General features: G+C 52.5%; 15 protein-coding genes and 2 pseudogenes. 8 read left to right on the forward strand and 9 right to left on the reverse strand.

The window, feature by feature from the left end:
* The first annotated feature begins 21 nt into the window (after window positions 1–21).
* From LN050_10175 to LN050_10185, 3 genes are all read left to right on the forward strand, one after another.
* On the forward strand, window positions 22–462 hold the full coding sequence (locus tag LN050_10175; protein ID UFS56103.1) for a hypothetical protein: 441 nt from the start codon (window positions 22–24) through the stop codon (window positions 460–462).
* Window positions 463–523: 61 nt separating this feature from the next.
* Window positions 524–850, forward strand: a complete 327-nt coding sequence (locus LN050_10180) for a hypothetical protein (GenBank protein ID UFS56104.1) — start codon at window positions 524–526, stop codon at window positions 848–850.
* A gap of 700 nt (window positions 851–1,550) precedes the next feature.
* Window positions 1,551–2,426, forward strand: a complete 876-nt coding sequence (locus LN050_10185) for an integrase (GenBank protein ID UFS56105.1) — start codon at window positions 1,551–1,553, stop codon at window positions 2,424–2,426.
* Between the two features lie 23 nt (window positions 2,427–2,449).
* Here the strand turns inward: LN050_10185 and LN050_10190 are convergent, their stop codons facing one another.
* Window positions 2,450–2,641, reverse strand: a complete 192-nt coding sequence (locus LN050_10190; GenBank protein UFS56106.1) for a hypothetical protein — start codon at window positions 2,639–2,641, stop codon at window positions 2,450–2,452.
* 416 nt (window positions 2,642–3,057) lie between these two features.
* On the opposite strand from LN050_10190, the gene LN050_10195 reads away from it, so the two are divergent.
* The gene (locus LN050_10195; GenBank protein UFS56107.1) at window positions 3,058–4,602 is read left to right on the forward strand and encodes a hypothetical protein; all 1,545 of its coding nucleotides are present in this window, start codon (window positions 3,058–3,060) and stop codon (window positions 4,600–4,602) included.
* Between the two features lie 66 nt (window positions 4,603–4,668).
* Here LN050_10195 and LN050_10200 read toward each other — a convergent pair whose 3' ends face one another.
* Complete coding sequence (locus LN050_10200) at window positions 4,669–5,376, reverse strand: AAA family ATPase (protein UFS56108.1); 708 nt, start codon at window positions 5,374–5,376, stop codon at window positions 4,669–4,671.
* Window positions 5,377–5,414: 38 nt separating this feature from the next.
* On the reverse strand, window positions 5,415–6,140 hold the full coding sequence (locus LN050_10205; protein UFS56109.1) for a hypothetical protein: 726 nt from the start codon (window positions 6,138–6,140) through the stop codon (window positions 5,415–5,417).
* A 179-nt stretch (window positions 6,141–6,319) separates the two neighbouring features.
* Between LN050_10205 and LN050_10210 the strand changes: the two genes are divergently transcribed.
* Complete coding sequence (locus tag LN050_10210; GenBank protein ID UFS56110.1) at window positions 6,320–7,018, forward strand: hypothetical protein; 699 nt, start codon at window positions 6,320–6,322, stop codon at window positions 7,016–7,018.
* Between the two features lie 21 nt (window positions 7,019–7,039).
* On the opposite strand, the gene LN050_10215 is transcribed toward LN050_10210, so the two are convergent.
* On the reverse strand, window positions 7,040–7,612 hold the full coding sequence (locus LN050_10215) for a site-specific integrase (GenBank protein UFS56111.1): 573 nt from the start codon (window positions 7,610–7,612) through the stop codon (window positions 7,040–7,042).
* A gap of 794 nt (window positions 7,613–8,406) precedes the next feature.
* Window positions 8,407–8,760, reverse strand: coding sequence for a hypothetical protein (locus LN050_10220; GenBank protein UFS56112.1), 354 nt, complete (start codon window positions 8,758–8,760; stop codon window positions 8,407–8,409).
* Between the two features lie 181 nt (window positions 8,761–8,941).
* On the opposite strand from LN050_10220, the gene LN050_10225 reads away from it, so the two are divergent.
* On the forward strand, window positions 8,942–9,382 hold the full coding sequence (locus LN050_10225; protein UFS56113.1) for a hypothetical protein: 441 nt from the start codon (window positions 8,942–8,944) through the stop codon (window positions 9,380–9,382).
* Between the two features lie 61 nt (window positions 9,383–9,443).
* A complete protein-coding gene (locus tag LN050_10230) occupies window positions 9,444–9,758 on the forward strand; it encodes a hypothetical protein (GenBank protein UFS56114.1) in 315 nt (104 codons plus the stop codon).
* 367 nt (window positions 9,759–10,125) lie between these two features.
* Here LN050_10230 and LN050_10235 read toward each other — a convergent pair.
* The 3 genes and pseudogenes from LN050_10235 to LN050_10245 all read right to left on the reverse strand — a co-directional run bounded on the left by LN050_10235 (window position 10,126) and on the right by LN050_10245 (window position 13,777).
* Window positions 10,126–10,509, reverse strand: a pseudogene (locus LN050_10235) (type II toxin-antitoxin system YhaV family toxin).
* A 24-nt stretch (window positions 10,510–10,533) separates the two neighbouring features.
* Window positions 10,534–11,706, reverse strand: a complete 1,173-nt coding sequence (locus tag LN050_10240) for a phospholipase A (protein UFS56115.1) — start codon at window positions 11,704–11,706, stop codon at window positions 10,534–10,536.
* 13 nt (window positions 11,707–11,719) lie between these two features.
* On the reverse strand, window positions 11,720–13,777 hold the full coding sequence (locus LN050_10245; protein ID UFS56116.1) for a UvrD-helicase domain-containing protein: 2,058 nt from the start codon (window positions 13,775–13,777) through the stop codon (window positions 11,720–11,722).
* Window positions 13,778–13,891: 114 nt separating this feature from the next.
* On the opposite strand from LN050_10245, the gene LN050_10250 reads away from it, so the two are divergent.
* Window positions 13,892–14,845: an AEC family transporter gene (locus LN050_10250; GenBank protein UFS57388.1), complete on the forward strand. Its 954-nt coding sequence runs from the start codon at window positions 13,892–13,894 to the stop codon at window positions 14,843–14,845.
* Window positions 14,846–14,945: 100 nt separating this feature from the next.
* Here the strand turns inward: LN050_10250 and priA are convergent.
* Window positions 14,946–17,052: pseudogene (gene priA / locus LN050_10255) on the reverse strand (primosomal protein N').
* Window positions 17,053–17,241: the final 189 nt, after the last annotated feature.

Consider the following 17,241-nt stretch of genomic DNA (forward strand, 5'->3'; position numbering starts at 1 on the left):
ACTGCATAGGAACACAGCAACATGACAGCAACACTTGGCACTCTAAAGCTCACAGCAGCACAAAAGCCCTCGCACGTAACTCCAATACAGCAGCGACGCAACAAACTGGCGAAGCGTTTGTTCGAGCAAGCTGAGTTGGCGAAAGCCCAACAACTCGGCTCAACATACAAACCAATCAAGTTCAAGACTGTTACGGACGCAGATGGTATGCGAAAGCAAGTGGAGCAGTACAAGACAGTGAAGGCGTGGTGGTTTACGGCAGACAACGGTAAGTTGGCACTGAGCGTGCGCTACGGTACAAAAGTGCTTGAGCTAGCAAAAGGCAGGTGGAGCGTTGAGGTAGCAAGCACACAAGAGCTTGTGCCAACGTTAGAGCTGATTAAAGCTGCGGTGCTAAACGGTGAGCTAGATGCTGCAATCGATGTTGCATCAGACAAATTGAAGCTTGGCTTTAAGCGTTGATGCAAGCGATGCAATCAAAGTCGCTCTGTAGATTGTCTTGTGCTGCGTTGATAAATACTCCATGCAGTACAAGGAATTCAAAACGACATCACAGAGCGCAGCGCAATCAAAGCCAGCTTCGTCTAGCAGTGATGCTGCCAGCAACACAAAGCAAGGCAGCAAGCAGCGTGCAGCCAAGCGTGCACGCACTACTGCAAAGACACAAACGCTTGCGCAGATGCGCATTCAGCATTTGCAAGACAAAGTCAAACACGCAAAGGCTGAGCTTGCGGCAGAGATTGCAGCGCAGCGTTTGGCGCTATCCAACAAGCAGCGTGAGCAAAAGCGTAGAGCACTACAGAGGCAGAGTCTGCAAGCTGTACAAGCTGCGAAGCGTGAGCAAGACTAAGTGTCTTTCAAAACGTCACTTGCACAACCGTAGCAAAACCGCTGATAGCTGCACAGTTACGCTCAAGCAGCTTGTGCAGCTTAGACACGCTAGTGCAGTGCTGAGAGGCATAGTGCAAATGGTGCGAGCGCAGCAGCAGTGTGCTAAATGTTTTGTAGAAAAAACGTTGCAGAATTTCGCACACCAATCTGTTCCAAAGCAAAATCCAGTTGAAAAATTTAACTCTTTCGCACTCTTGTCAGCGTTGAAAATCCGCGTGTCGATGGTTCGATTCCGTCCCAGGCCACCAAATATTCACCGTAGTCTTGCAAAAGACTACGGTGTTTTTGTTTGTGCATCTCATTCTGCTAGTGCTGCGCAGTAGACGATGCACAAGCTAGCCAACACTCACCACTGCACACTAACCACCACCATTCGCTTGCGTGATGGTGAGCTTGTCATCTACAAACGCAGCCGCAGCTTGCAGTACCAATGTCGCTACAAGCTAAGCGACGGAACTTGGACAAGAGCTAGCACTGGCAAAGCAGCTCTAGAACATGCCATTGCTCGCGCATGTGATATCTACGATGAATCACGCTATCGACAGCGTCTTGGTTTAGCACACCGTGCACACTCTGTTGCACAGATTGCAGCTGTTTGCTGTGCTGAGCTGCGGCAGCAGATAGACGCAAAAGGCAAGAAGACTGCGCTCAACGATTACTTGAGCATCATCGAGCGCTACTTTGTGCCGTACTTTGGCGAACGCTTGTTTGAATCATTGACGCACACAGACATACGCGAGTTTGAGCTGTGGCGAGATAGACGGCTGTCTAGGGCACCAAAGACAAGCACGCTCAACACTTTCACAAGTGCTTGGAGCAGATTGACTGCAACAGCTGTAGAGCGTGGCTACATCAGTGAGCGAGTACCACTGCCAAAACTCACAAGCAAGGGCATGAAGGGCACTACACGAGCAGCATTCAGTGGCGACGAGATGACGGCACTGCTGGCGTTTATGGAGCAGTGGTGCACACAAGGTGTCAAAGCCGTAGAGCGTGAAATTCGCCCTTTGCTGCGTGACTACGTGGAGCTGCTGCTTTTTACTGGCATGAGGCACGGCACAGAGGCGATGAACATACGTTGGCGCGACATAGAGTGGCACACAAAGGATGGTGTGCGTTACTTGCGCATACACGTGAGTGGCAAAACTGGCAGCAGATGGTTGATTGCCAAACACGCAGCCGTCCATGCGCTGCAACGGCTGCACGCTAGACAAAGGGATGTTTGTGAGATGTCGTTTGAAACCCTGTTTGCAGCGCGAGTGCAACAACTGCTGTTCAGATACAGCGATGGACATCAGCCACACAGCTTGGTTGGCACGTTTCGCAAGCTGATGCGTGACAGTGGCATGCTCAAGAACACACAAGGGCAGAGTCGCACGCTGTACTCAATACGCCATACCTACGCCACGCTTGCACTGTTGGAGGGTAGTGCAGACATACACACACTCAGCAAGCAGCTTGGCAACAGTGCAGCGATGATTGAGAGGCACTACAGCAAGCTCACAGCGACTATGGCAGCTGAGAAGTTGGCTTGAAGCTGTCGTTTAAAACCACAACTCTAAGACGATCCTTCAAGCTGCTTCAAGTACTGGCGCACTTGGATAACACCGCGTTTGCTCAGACAGTAGTACTTCGCACGCTTGTCATGTCCATGTTGACGCTCTATGAGCTCAAGGCGCTCCAAGCGTTCCACGCTTCGCTTGAGTGTTGGCAAGGATGATTGGCACATCACATTTAAAGACTTGAGCATGAGCGCAGACGGATGAACGCGAAACAGTTCAAGCAGAACTGTTAACTCGTCACGTCTACTGACTGCCAAAACGCTTCGTTCAAACGATTGCGCTGACAAAACTCTTGCAGCTGTCTCAAAAAACATGCTGCGATGATGCAGTCATTTCATGGTCAAAGTAAAAACTAAATGCAAAAACAGTATTTCAATAAAAAACAAAACGTTAAAAGATTTTTATGCTGATACATCACTGTTTTCGGCGCTAAATATTGCTAGACGCTATGTTTACGAGCTTACGCTAGGCGCTGTTTTTAGAACGACTTAGCAATGAAAAAAATCAAATTTACCTTTGGAGCAAAGCTCGCTCTTGTGTCTGCTGTTGTTGGTTTTGGTGCCTCAGTGTTCTTTCTAATAAAAGAGATCACTAGAGGTATGGCATGAACGAGCAGCGATTTGAGTCTTCAGACGAAATTGATCTAGGTAGGTTCTTTACTAACCTTTGGAGTAAACGGCTAGTCGTTGTTGTGTTTGTGGTTCTTGGCTTTGCTGTTGGTGGTGTGCAAGGACTCTTTTCGCAAGCAAGCTCATTCACCAACACGGTTGCTACTGTGCATGTCAAGCTGAACTTCAAAGGTGCAGAGCTTGGCGAGTATCCAAACGGCTCCAAGTACGCACCAACAGATGTGATTGCGAGCAAAGTGCTCTCAAGGGTGTATCGAGCAAACAGCCTGGATGACTACGACATTGAGTTGGAGGAGTTTGTATCTGCAGTCAACGCTTATCCGTGGATACCTAACCAAGCTGCAATGGACGCTAAGTACGCGGATCTTTTTAGTGAAAAAAAGCTAAGCGCACTTGATCGTCAAAAATTGGATGAGCAGTATCAACAAGAAACACGAAACAGCAATGGCAGATTTTTGATGCTGCAGTGGAGTGGAGACTCAGCTGCAAAAGTGTCCAAAGCGGTTGCACAGAAAGTGTTGGCAGATATTCCTAAGCAGTGGGCTTCTGTGAGTATTCAAGAGTACGGCGTGTTGGATCTTGAGGTTGTAGTGCCAAGCAAGTTGGATCAGTATCTACTTGATACTGCTGAGTACATCGTCGTTGGTGACTACCTACGCGACTTTGCGAGACAATTAAAAGTGGCTGCACTTGCGTTACAGCAAGATGCTGTCGTAGCAGTTTTAAAAGACGAACAAACTCAAAGCACAGTTGGTGATGTTGGCAAGCTCATACTGAACTTAGAAAACTTTCACTTGAGTACGCTGCAGCGAACGTTCCTCATTGCGCCGCCACGATCTAACGCTGAGGCGGCAAGTTTGTACTTGAGCAGTCGACAACGAGAGTTAGAAGAAAAAATTGCAGAAGCCGAGCGCAAGTCTGACGTGATCAATCGCGTCTACCGCGAGTACACGGACAGTGCTGAGACGAAGTCGGCGAGTACTCAAAATGCTGCAGACAAAAATGGCAATTTATCGCCTCAAATTGGCGACGACTTCTTGACAAAACTTATGCGTATTGGCGACGAACTATCTGATGCGAAGTACAAGCAAGACTTGCTGAAGGAGCGCAAAGAGTTGTCTTTTGAAGCCGCTGAGCTTGCAACTGAAAAGCAGCGTATTGAAGCTATTGTTGATGCATTGAGCCAGCCGCGCAGCGTGCAAGTTATCAGTAATCGTGAGGCACTAGACAAGAGCGTTAGCTACGTGGTGTCTGAGCTCTCAAACTATGCACAGACATTGGACAGAATCAATCTTATGGCACGTGCTGCAAAGCTAGGGAAAGTTGGCTCGTTGTACGAAGTCATCAGAGCGCCACAAGTGAGCAGTAGCAGCGTTGATGCGCTAAAAGCTGCGGTGAAGAATGCGTTGTTTGGTTTGCTTGGTGGTTTGTTTCTTGGAATATTCGTAGCGTTTATTCGCGTTGTGTTGCAAGAGGCACGCTCGCCAAAGTCGTCATCAAACCATGTCGTTGCTGTGTAGCGTGCCAAAGTCCAAATAAAAAGCCACTAGTGTTGAGCTAGTGGCTTTTTTGTTGTCTGACTAGGACTACTTGCTAGCAGCTTGTTTGATGCTGTTGAGTGCTGCTCTCGCAGCTGCATTGCCGCGCTGCACTTTTAGCATCAAACGCTGCAAGCTGAACATCACATTCCTAAACGAGCCATTGTTGCCACTGATGGCAGCTAACAGTTGACTGTCGTTTAAAACCACTTCTGCATCGCTTGCCATGCGTCGAGCGATTGGCAAAAACTCAGCATCTGCTGCTGCGTTCATCTCTATCAACACGCATCTATCCTTCAAACCCTTGTCTAACGCTGCGATGTTGTTGGTGGTGAGGATGAACACAGCACGCTTGTTGTTGAGCACTGTTTTCATGCTGCCTTGTGCGAGCTTGCTCAAGTTATCCACCTCATCAAAAATCAAGTAGTGCAAACCACTCGCATTCAAAGATTGCACGTTCATCATCTTTTTCACAGACTCCATAATCGTCGTGTTTGTATGCCCTTGCTGACAGCCAAAAAACTCAGCCTCCATTGCCAACGTGTCTTGTGTCTTGCCAAATTCGATAGCAGAAGGTAGCAAGCGTGCAAGCGTTGTCTTACCACTGCCAAATGTGCCATACAGCAAAATGCCACTCTTGCCTTCGTATGGAAAAGGTAAGCTGCCACTGACAATGTCTTCAATCAGTTCGCGTGATTCGTCGTTTCCAAAGACAATTTCGTCGATGGTGGTAGGGGTATATTCAAATTTGTTCATGTTTGTCTTTCGTTTGTTGATTTGTTGGTTGGTTATGTTTAAGCTGCTAGCTTGAAAGCTTCAGCGTTTTCGCTGTACATCGACAGCAGTGCAGCGTTCAGTGCAGTCGCTGAGCGAACGATTGACTTGATTGCAAAGCTGCCATCTGCTTGCTGCTCTGCAATCAGCACACACTCTTCGCCAACATAGTTGCTGTCGCTCATTTCACTCAGCTGTTTAGAGCTAACGCTTCCAAGTATTGGCATGCTTGAGATATGTTCTTGCATCATTTCTGCTTTGATTTTTGGACTGATGTACGTGGCACTCTTTGACAAGCGAACTTCTTGTATGCCACCACGCTGTTCAATCCAATCTGCCAAAGCACTTGGCAATACACCTTCCTTCTGTGCACTTCGCAGCACAAGCGAGTACGTGCTAACACGTCGTCTGTCTACATCGCCAAATACTGCTTTAACGATACGTGTCATCAGTGGACTTTCACGTTTAACGACTAGCTTGCGTTCCTTTAAAAACGCTTGCAGTTCATTGGCACGCTGCTTCGCAGCAGACACCTCCAAAGGAGCTCCATAAGACAAGCAGTCAGCAAGTACGCTATACAGCTGTTGGTTGCTTGTGCGAAAAGCGTTGTTTTGCCATTGCGTGCGTTTGTTCTCCATTGCTTGCAGTGAAGCTGCAGCTGTCATGTCAAATGCTGCCTCATTGGTAGCTGTTGCTGAAGTGTGTGTGTCGTTTGAAACGACAGCTGATTTGGTGGTAACTTGCATAAAAATCTCCAAAATATCGTGTAAAAAATTATCGTTTGCATTATTGCTTGCGATGTAATAATTATATTAAAATCAACGTTTTACAGCCATAAACGTCTTACGTGCTAGTATTAGATGTTAAGAATATGAGAAGATATTTTTCAGCACCAACTCCACGCTTTGGTAAGCAAAGCAGTCGTTTGTCGATTGGTAATCAGCAGCGCAGCCCTTACTATTGGTGGTGGCAGTACTTGCGTCGTAACGCTGACTACATAGCGTGCTGTGAGCGTGGTGGCAAAGGTAAGCTTGCAAAGCTCTACGCTGACTTTGGTGACGTTCGAAACGACAACTTCCACGAGTGGTGGACAAGTAACGATAGGGGAGTAACGCTATTCGCTGAGCAACATTTGGCAGTGCGTTTTGGCGAGTTGGCAAGCGCTGAGCAGTGGCAAGCTAGTTGGCACGCTGATGATGTGCTTGTGGTGGCTGTACCTTTGGAGATGAGCAAGCGTTCTATCAAGTCTGCGTTCGGCAAGCTATTAGATAAACGACACACAGACGTTAAACGTGGACGTCCATCTATTGCAAAGCTGAAAGAACACAGTACTGCTCTATATGCGCTAGAGCGCAACTACACCATTAATGGTTTGCAAAACACATTGGCTGTTTATGACTTGTGGATAGACAATCAAGCACGCAGCAAAGCAGATAAATTGGCACTGTGGCAAATAGCTGCAGAGCTGAAGCTAAACAGAGCTGCAATCAAAGACGCGACGAGTGACGATAGTGGCGATAGATTGAGTGGACGTAACACGCTTGGGGCTACTGTGCACCGCTATGTCACGCAAGCCAAGCGCATCATTGGCAATACAGCAAAGGGCAAGTTCCCCTTGTCGTAGCTGTGTCGTTTTAAACCACGCTCAAACCAACTCGACAGCTCTGCGCTTCACATCATCATTGACAGTGATGTAACGCTGTGTGGTTGCAATGCTCTTGTGACCAGCAAGTGAAGCAAGCACAAACACGCTGACACCTTGACTTGCGAGTGACGTTAAAAACGTCTTGCGTCCACTGTGACTGCTTGCACCTTTGATGCCAGCAGCTTTGAACAACCAGTAAAAGTGCTGTGACAGCACGTTGGCGCTGAATCCCTTGCGTGCACCACTGTAAGTTGTGAACAGTGCTTGCTCCTCCTCGTACCACTTGCGCGAGTTGATGTAGCACTGCAGTTCCTCTTGCAGTCGTGTGCTCACATACACAGTGCGTGCATGGTTGTGTTTGACGCGGTGAGCACCTAGATATATTTCTGCTCGAACCGTGCCGTTCGCATCGCGTACATCACACAGCTTCAAGTCTGCCACCTCGCTCACACGCAAACCACTCATCACCATCATCAACAGCATCGCTCTATCGCGTGCTGCAAACTTGCGTGTGCTGATGTAGTCGAGTGTGTGCGCAAGTTCCGCGCTGGTTAGTGATTTAGCTGCAGCCATTTGTGTTCCTCAAAGATTTTCAGTGTTGTTAGTGTGTTTTCATTGCCAGTGTTTGAGCAACCAAGTCCGTTCAATTTGGCGGTGCTTTGATGAGTTGTAGGTTTTCAACGCACTAGCACTTGGTTCACGAACTTTGTGTGTTCTCTTTGGCTGTGTATTTAGCTGAACGCTGCTGCGCTCTGCAAGCGTTTTGATATATGTGCTGCTGCTCAGCTCTTCATGCACCTCTTTTATGCGCTTAGACGAAGGATTTGACGTGTTTGCGTGTTGTGCTCGCTGTGCTCACAAATTCATCTGCAGCTCAAATATTTCTGCTGCGCAAAAAGTTGCGGTGAAGTACTTACAGAAGTGAGGTGGTGATTTGCACTCGGTGCTGTTTGTGAAGTGCTTACACTTCATTGGCAAGTAAGAGCAAGCAGCTGCTTGCTAGCAGTTCGCTCGTCGCTCTCTGCTGTGCTCTTCTGTCTTTTGACATGACTGTTTTGGAAATGTTTCGAGCAAACGACGGCTATGTCGCACAGTGTGCGAACAGTAGCTGTCGTTGTAGTCTGTTCCGTATAAAGTCCGTCGCAGTACAAGCATGAGTGAGTTTGACGGAAGACGTATGTATTAAAACTTCCAAACTGCTTCAGCATTGGTTTGCTTTGCAGATACTCAGCGGCACTCTCGTTCTACACAGCCTTCATGCCAACTGTGTAGTGATTGCAAAGTCATTAGCCGTCATATTTCCCTTTGCGTTTTTAGCCTTTGATAGCGCAGTGCTTTATCTGCGTGGTGTTGCCTTGGTGTTTGCCTTAGTGTTTGTTCTGTCTGTGCTGCCTGAACAATCGCTTGTTAGCTCGTGTGCAGATGTTGAGCACTTGGTAGGCACGCTTGTCGCTCAGTCGCGCTCGTTTGCGTTTGTTCTGGATGCACTTGAGGTAGTCGCCGAGTACCGTAGCTTGCTTACTGTCTATAAGCTCAAGCTGCGCATGCTCTGCGTGAATGCCAAGTGTTCGCTTCGCAGCTGCTTGTGCTTTAAGGAGTAGTGCGTCTGTCGTTGCAAACGTCGCTGCAGCTAAGCCTCTTTGCTTTAGCCACGCATCAGTTGCTTCAGTGTCACGCAATGCACTTACTCGAATTTGATATTGCTGTTCTTGTTTGTTCATGCAAGTATTTAGCATCTGCCAAACAAAACCTTGGCGAAACTGAAGCGTTGTTTGGCAATAAGTGCTGCAGTGCAGTGCAGTGCATGTGTGGCACTTTGACGCTCATCGCCTTTTTCGGTTGCTCAAGTTGTGGTGGTGACAACACACTAGCTGTATTGCAACTGCATAGGAACACAGCAACATGACAGCAACACTTGGCACTCTAAAGCTCACAGCAGCACAAAAGCCCTCGCACGTAACTCCAATACAGCAGCGACGCAACAAACTGGCGAAGCGTTTGTTCGAGCAAGCTGAGTTGGCGAAAGCCCAACAACTCGGCTCAACATACAAACCAATCAAGTTCAAGACTGTTACGGACGCAGATGGTATGCGAAAGCAAGTGGAGCAGTACAAGACAGTGAAGGCGTGGTGGTTTACGGCAGACAACGGTAAGTTGGCACTGAGCGTGCGCTACGGTACAAAAGTGCTTGAGCTAGCAAAAGGCAGGTGGAGCGTTGAGGTAGCAAGCACACAAGAGCTTGTGCCAACGTTAGAGCTGATTAAAGCTGCGGTGCTAAACGGTGAGCTAGATGCTGCAATCGATGTTGCATCAGACAAATTGAAGCTTGGCTTTAAGCGTTGATGCAAGCGATGCAATCAAAGTCGCTCTGTAGATTGTCTTGTGCTGCGTTGATAAATACTCCATGCAGTACAAGGAATTCAAAACGACATCACAGAGCGCAGCGCAATCAAAGCCAGCTTCGTCTAGCAGTGATGCTGCCAGCAACACAAAGCAAGGCAGCAAGCAGCGTGCAGCCAAGCGTGCACGCACTACTGCAAAGACACAAACGCTTGCGCAGATGCGCATTCAGCATTTGCAAGACAAAGTCAAACACGCAAAGGCTGAGCTTGCGGCAGAGATTGCAGCGCAGCGTTTGGCGCTATCCAACAAGCAGCGTGAGCAAAAGCGTAGAGCACTACAGAGGCAGAGTCTGCAAGCTGTACAAGCTGCGAAGTGAGCAAGACTAAGTGTCTTTCAAAACGTCACTTGCACAACCGTAGCAAAACCGCTGATAGCTGCACAGTTACGCTCAAGCAGCTTGTGCAGCTTAGACACGCTAGTGCAGTGCTGAGAGGCATAGTGCAAATGGTGCGAGCGCAGCAGCAGTGTGCTAAATGTTTTGTAGAAAAAACGTTGCAGAATTTCGCACACCAATCTGTTCCAAAGCAAAATCCAGTTGAAAAATTTAACTCTTTCGCACTCTTGTCAGCGTTGAAAATCCGCGTGTCGATGGTTCGATTCCGTCCCAGGCCACCAAGTTCAAAAGCCCCAATCAGCGATGGTTGGGGCTTTTTCGTTAGCGCCTTGTTCGTTTTGCAAAGTACTCACGGTATGTGCAAGTTGTTGAGTGCTTGCACTAGCCGATGGCTGGCAAGTTCGGCCTGGTTTAGTAATTGATTCCAGTCGTCAGGTGGGTGGCCGGTCTCGAGCATCTTTCGAAAGACGCGGTAAGCGTCATCGCTGCTCTCGTAGGCGCGCTTGGTGTCGTCATCATTGACCCAGGCGTAGACGATCACCTTAGCGCCCGCGTGGTACCGAAAAAACAGGCGGTACTGCTGAAAGAACTTGGCGCGGAACCAGTGCTTTCGATCTGCGCCCAGTGTTGCGCCCTAACGGTATTCCGCCCGGGAGGGGTCTTGTGGGATCACATCAAACGCCAGCTTGGCAATGGCCGCCAGTCGTTTGGTGGCGTTTTTCTTGACGTACCCGGCGAAGGCCTTATTGCAAATGAATCACCAGTCCACCAAGCTCAACCCCACCCTGAGTGCCGTGCGTTTGTGGTTGTAGCTGGTCAGGCTGTCGCCGTAGCCGCTAAACAGTTGCACGTGGTAGCGCAGGCCAGATGCGGCACCCAGTTGTGTGGCCTGGTTGCTGGGTTGTTTAAACCAGTCGAGTTGTACAGCGCCTTTGGCGCCAGCGCTTAGGCCATGGCGTGCGGTGATGCCAAGCGATGTTTTGGGTGACAGGGCCCATAAGGCGCTGACTTCACCCTTGCCCATGAATGTGCTGATGTCGGGGTTGTCGTCGTGGGCCGGGTTCTCACGCAGGCGGCGCCACAGCTTGGCTTCAATGCGTGAGCCGTTGGGGTGGTCTATGCCGGCCATCAAAACAGCACGGTTCCAGCTGCGGCTTAGCGGTTGCGTTTGGCCGTTGGATTGGTGGTTGACAGACAAGCCCGCGTAGCGCCAGCTCCAACCACTGCCCAAGTCGTAGTTGATGGGGTAGATGTACATGATCTCGGGCTCATGGTCGGTGGCCCTGAAGGGGCGCGACAGTTCAGCGTTGAACAACTGCCAAAACGACTTTTGCGTATAGCCAAACCACAGCGCGTCTTTGCGCACACCGTCACTAACCAGCAAGCCTTTGGCCACCTTCGTACGCACGCTCAGTTGAATGAGGTTTTCGTAGTTTTGGTAGGGCTGTGCGACAGCTGCCGTGTGGCCTGTTTGGGGTGAGCTGGGCTGTTTGTTCACGTCGGTGGCGGTAGACCACATGAGGCTTAGCGGTTTGTACCCACGCAGGCCAAACGTGTCGCAATCGGTTTGTGGCGTAAGTTCCCAAAAGCGCTGCAAGGCTGAGGCATTGTGCTCTGGGTTGTTACTGTCGCAGTTGGTGGCTGGGTTTGGCGCTGCTAAGGCTTTTTCAGCTTGAGCTGTCGCCGGTGTTGCTGTTTTTGTTGGCGTGACGGCCGTTGCAGTGGGCGTTAAAACCGTTTGCGCCCAAGCTTGAAAGCAGGCCAGTTGCGCGGCATCGTCGCCCGCATTGAGGCAGGCAGCGCCTATTTGGCTTGTCGTGCTAGCGGTTGGTGTGGCAGTGGCGGCGTCAACAGGTGCGGCCGATAGGGCCAACACAGTCGTCAACAAAAATGCTGCGACCGCAGTTGGCACATTGGGTTGTTTTGACATGGTGTGGGCCTCCTCAAGTTGCGTCAGCCGCATCCGCCGTGCGTTGGGCTTTGGCCGCAAACTCGGCGCGCAGTGCGCGTAGTTTTTCTCGCGGGTCTTCGCGTACGGTGGCTTGGTCCAATGCCATCTCGGCAATAAAACGGCTGGGCTTGCCCGCAACGGTTTCGCGCCCTTTTTTGCGGCGCATCAGCCAGCTCACCGCCAGTGTGCGCTGCGCCCGCGTGATGCCTACGTACATCAAGCGGCGTTCTTCTTGCAAGCGCAGTGCCAAGGCGTCAGGCGTGAGGCTGTCGTCGTCTGTTTTAAACGGCAGCAAGCCTTCGTTAACACCCGCCAGCACCACGTGCGGCCACTCCAGGCCTTTGGCGGCATGCAGCGTTGACAGCGTGACCATGTCCTGGTCTTTTTCTCGCTCGGAAATAGTCGACAGCAGGGCAATGGTTTGCACCACCTCAAGCAGCGTTTTGGTGTCGCTGCCCATTGTTACGCCTGCCGTGTCGTCCAGTTCACCGCCACAGCGCTGGGCCATCCAGTCTATGAAGTCCAGCACGTTGCTCCAGCGCGTGGCAGCGGCTTTTTCGTTGTCTTCGCCTTCTAGCAAATACTGCTCGTAGCCAATGTCTTTGAGCCACTCCATCAAAAACGCTTTGGCGTCTTCTTTGCCCAAGGTTTGGCGCGCGCGGTACTCCAGGTCGTTGATGTAGCGGCCAAACTCATGCAGGCCAGCCACCGCGCGCGCGGGTAAGGCGCTACCTATAGAGTTGGCAAACAAGGCCTCAAACAAGCTGAACTTGTGGCTGGTGGCAAACTGCCCCAGTTGGGCCAAGCTTTGGTGACCAATGCCGCGCTTGGGTGTGGTGATGGCGCGCAAAAAGGCGGGGTCGTCGTCGTTGTTGACCAGCAAGCGCAGCCAGGCACACAAGTCTTTGATTTCTGCGCGGTCAAAAAAGCTTTGTCCACCAGATACCTTGTACGGAATTTGCGCTTTGCGCAGTGCCTTCTCCAGCACACGGGCTTGGTGGTTGGCGCGGTACAAAATGGCAAAGTCTTTAAACGCCTTGTGTTGCGAACTTGAGCGCAGGCTTTGGATACGCGCCACGGCGCGCTCGGCTTCGTGGTCTTCGGCGTCGCAGGCAATCACGCGCACCGGCTCGCCATCGCCCAGGTCACTCCACAGTGTTTTGGGGTAGAGCTTGGGGTTGGGCCCTATGACGTTGTTGGCCGCGTTCAAAATGGCTGAGGTGGAGCGGTAGTTTTGTTCCAGCTTGATAACCCGCAGCGCCGGAAAGTCCACAGGCAGCTTTTTCAGGTTGTCCAGCGTGGCACCGCGCCAGCCGTAAATCGACTGGTCGTCGTCGCCTACAGCGGTGAGGCGTGCGCGCTCGCCCACGAGTAGTTTCAGCAACTCGTATTGCGTGGCATTGGTGTCCTGGTACTCGTCTACCAGTACGTGGCCCAGCTGCTGCTGGTAGTGTTGGCGCACCACCTCATGGTTGTTGAGTAGTTTTAGTGGCAGGCTGATGAGGTCGTCAAAGTCAACGCTTTGGTAGGCGGCCAAGCGCTCTTCGTAGCGCGCCATGATGGTGGCGGCCACGCGCTGGTCTTCGTCTGCCGCTACTGCCAGGGCCTGCTCGGCGTTCAAGCCTGCGTTTTTCCAGGCACTGATGGTCCATTGCCATTGGCGGGCTGTTGCGAGGTCTGTAGAGCCGCCGCAGTCTTTCATTATTTTGGTGACGTCGTCACTGTCCAAAATGGAAAACTGCTCTTTAAGCCCGACATAGCTGCCAAACTGGCGCAACATGCGCACACCCAGCGCGTGGAATGTGCATATCAGAACATCGCCAGCGGCTTTGCCCGCCAGTTGCCTGGCGCGCTCACGCATCTCGGCGGCGGCCTTGTTGGTAAATGTAATGGCTGCGATGTGACTGGCACCCAGCCCGCCCTCCAGCAAGTAGGCGATTTTGTGCGTAATCACCCGCGTCTTGCCCGAGCCCGCCCCTGCCAGTACAAGGCTGGGCCCGCTCACGTGGTGAACGGCTTCTAACTGAGCGGTATTGAGGCCTGCGGACATAAATGAGACGGGAGTAAGGCCAGTGTTTGGCAAAGCCTTTGATGATAACGGGTGGGGCACCTCGTTGACAGCCTGGTACAGCGCGCGCTGCAATACCCTGCCAAAATACCGGCCATGCTCAACGTCTTACTTGTCACATTTCCGTTTTTTGCCTTGGTGCTGGCAGGCTTTATGGCCACTTACAAAGGGTGGCTGGCACTGCCCGCCATTCCCGGCATGAACGGTTTTGTGCTGTATTTCGCCTTGCCGTGCATGTTGTACCGTTTTGGTGCCACCACACCCATTGCGCAGCTGTTCAACCCCGTTGTGTTTGGCCTGTATTTAAGCGTGGCCTTGGTGATGGTGGCACTGGCCATTGCCATTACCAAGCGCGGCGGCATGGGCTGGAACGATGCCTCGCTGGGCGCCTTGGTAGCGGCGTTTCCCAACACGGGTTTCATGGGTGTGCCGTTGTTGGCGACTATTTTGGGGGCGGCCAGTGCGGGCCCGGTGATTGCCACCATTCTCATAGACATGGTGATCACCAGTTCGTTGTGCGTGGCCTTGTCACGGCTGGATGGTGCGGGCGTGGCAGGCGCAGGGCGTGCGGCCAAGCAAGCGCTAAAAGGCGTTGCCAGCAACCCTATGCCGTGGGCTATTTTGTTGGGTGCGCTGGCCAGTGCCTATCAAATTGAATTGCCCAAGCCCGTTGATCAAACCGTGCAATTGCTGGCCAATGCCGCATCGCCAGTGGCCTTGTTCACCATAGGTGCGGTATTGGCCCGCTCACAAATGACCAGCGCTCACCCCATGCCCTTGTCGCACTACGCACCAGTCGCTGGGTTAAAGCTGTTGGTGCACCCAGCGCTGATATTACTGGGTGGCGTTACAGCCCGCGCGCTGGGCCTGGAGTTGGATGGATTTACGCTGACTTGCTTGCTGCTGGTGGCCTCATTGCCCAGCGCCAGCAACGTGTCGTTACTGGCCGAGCGTTTTGGCGCAGACAATGGACGCATTGCCCGCATTATTTTGGTCACCACGACGGTGTCGTTTGTGAGCTTCTCCGCGATGGTGAGCTGGCGGGTTTAAAGAGGCTGTCGCAGCAGACCCAATGTGTTGTGCGCGGTGGTGCAAGGTGTGACACAGCTGTTGGGCTGGAGTCTGGCCAATGATTGCACGCCACCACCCATCAAATCGTGAGCGGATCCACATCAATTGCCCAGCGAATAATGGCTTTGCCTGCGGGCGTGGTGCGTTGCTGGTGCAAGGTGGCTTGCCATTGCGCTAAAAACTTTTGCAGTGCGGCGCGGTTGGCACATTCCACCAGCATTTGTGCGCGCTCTACATTGGCCACGCGTGCAATGGTCAGCGGCACGGCGGGGTAGATGCCCACGCCCATTTGCTCGGCCAGTTCATTGGCGGCGTCTTTGGCCTGGTTTAAAAACGTTTGTGCAGCTGCCTGGCTTTTGGCGTCTGCGCGCAGCAGCGCTTGCGAGGCAAATGGCGGCAGCATGGCGGATTCGCGCTCAGTGAGCTCGGTGGTGGCAAAGCCGGGGTAATCGTGCTTGGCCAGGGCCGCAAACAAGGGGTGAGTGGGGTGCCATGTTTGCACCCACAGCTGCGCGCCTTGCCCACCGTTTTCACCCTGTTGCTGCATAAAAGCCGCGTCGCGGCCCGCTCGGCCAGCGGCTTGCATCAGCAGGGCAAACAAGCGCTCGGGCGCTCTAAAGTCACTGGCAAACAAAGCGCCGTCTGGGTTGATTGCGGCTACCAGCGTAATGCCTCTAAAGTCATGGCCTTTGGCCACCATTTGTGTGCCCACCAACACGTCTACCTCGCCCGCATGCATGGCCGCCAGTTGAGCGGTGAGCTCGCCTTTGTTGCGCGTGGTGTCGGCGTCCAGCCTGGCTACCTTTAACGCGTGACCATCTGCGCGCAAATGCCTGGCCAGTTTGTCAGCCAGAAGTTCTTCCAGTTGCTCGGTGCCCCGGCCCACTGTCTGTATGTCCACGTTGCCGCAGTCTGGACAGGCGCGGGGCACGCGCTCTGTCAGGCCGCAGTGGTGGCAGCGCAGTGTGCGGTCTATTTTGTGAAACACGCGGTGTGCGCTGCAATGCGGGCATTGGCTTTTCCAGCCGCAGTCGCCGCAGCTCAGCACCGGCGCGTAGCCGCGGCGGTTGAGCAGCAGCAGGCTTTGCTCGCCACGTTGGGCACGCTGGGCTATGGCGTCCAGCAAGCTTTGAGCAATAACGGTTTGCTTGGGCTGCTTGGCCATGTCTACCAGTTGCAACTTGGGCAGGGCTGCGCCGCCTATGCGGCTAGGCATATCAAGCCGCTGGTAGCGCCCGGTTTGTGCCGCGTGCCAGGTCTCAAGCGAGGGTGTGGCTGAGCCCAGCAGTACTTGGCAGCCTGGCGTGGCATGGGCGCGGTATACCGCCAAGTCGCGCGCAGAGTAGCGCGCACCCTCTTGGCTTTTGTAGCTGGGGTCGTGCTCTTCGTCCACCACAATGAGGCGCAGCGTGGGCAGGCTTGCAAACACAGCCATGCGTGTGCCCAACACAATGCGGGCGTGGCCCAGGTGGGCGCTTAGCCAGTTTTGTAAACGTTGCGCAGGCGTGAGGCCACTGTGCAGTGCTGCTACGCCAAAGTGGGCAAAACGCTGGGCAAAGCGCGCTTCAAGCTGTGGCGTGAGATTGATTTCTGGCACCAGCACCAGCACCTGGGCGTCGGGTTGCTCAGCCAGCAGCTTGGCCGCAGTCTGCAGGTAAACCTCGGTTTTGCCGCTGCCTGTTGTGCCGAATAGCAGCGTGGGTTGCGTGGCGCCGACAATACGCTCAAGCGCCAGCGCCTGCTCGGGGCTGGCAGTTAATGTCGTGCTTGTTGCGGTGGTCAATGCGCCAGCTTGCTCAGGCGTATTGCTTTTGGCATTGCGCTTTAAGCGTCTGGCCAGTTGTGTGGGGTCTAGCTTGCGCAGCTCTGGTGGCAGGGCCGCCAAGGCCACGCCTGCCTGCGCTGCGCTGGTAATAGCTGGCGGCAAAGCGCACCAGTTGCAGCCAGTGCGTATCCAGTGGCGGCAAACCGCTTAGTACCTCACTGATGGGTTTGATGTTGGCGGGTGACACACCTTGAGGCAACTCAGTATCGCAATGGGCCACAATGCCCAGCGTGTCGCGCTTGCCTAGCGGTACCCGCACCAATGTGCCCGGTGTAAGTGCTTGCACACATGCATAGCTCAGCGCATGGCCAAGCTGCGAGTGGGCGGGGGTGGCAACAATAACGGCAGGCCAGTGCGCCATGGTTTAGGCAGTATTGCTCATTTAATGTGGCGGTAAAGTGGCTAAGTGCTTGATTTGGAATGAGACTTCAAGTTGTCCAAAATTTCTGTGGATAACTTTGTTTATAACTGCTTTTGTGACGGTGTATGTCACATAAAAACGGGCGTTTGCTTAGATTGCTTAAAAATTAAGCAATTACAAATTCACTTT

This window comes from Comamonadaceae bacterium M7527 (assembly GCA_021044545.1).
GTDB lineage: Bacteria > Pseudomonadota > Gammaproteobacteria > Burkholderiales > Burkholderiaceae_C > RS62.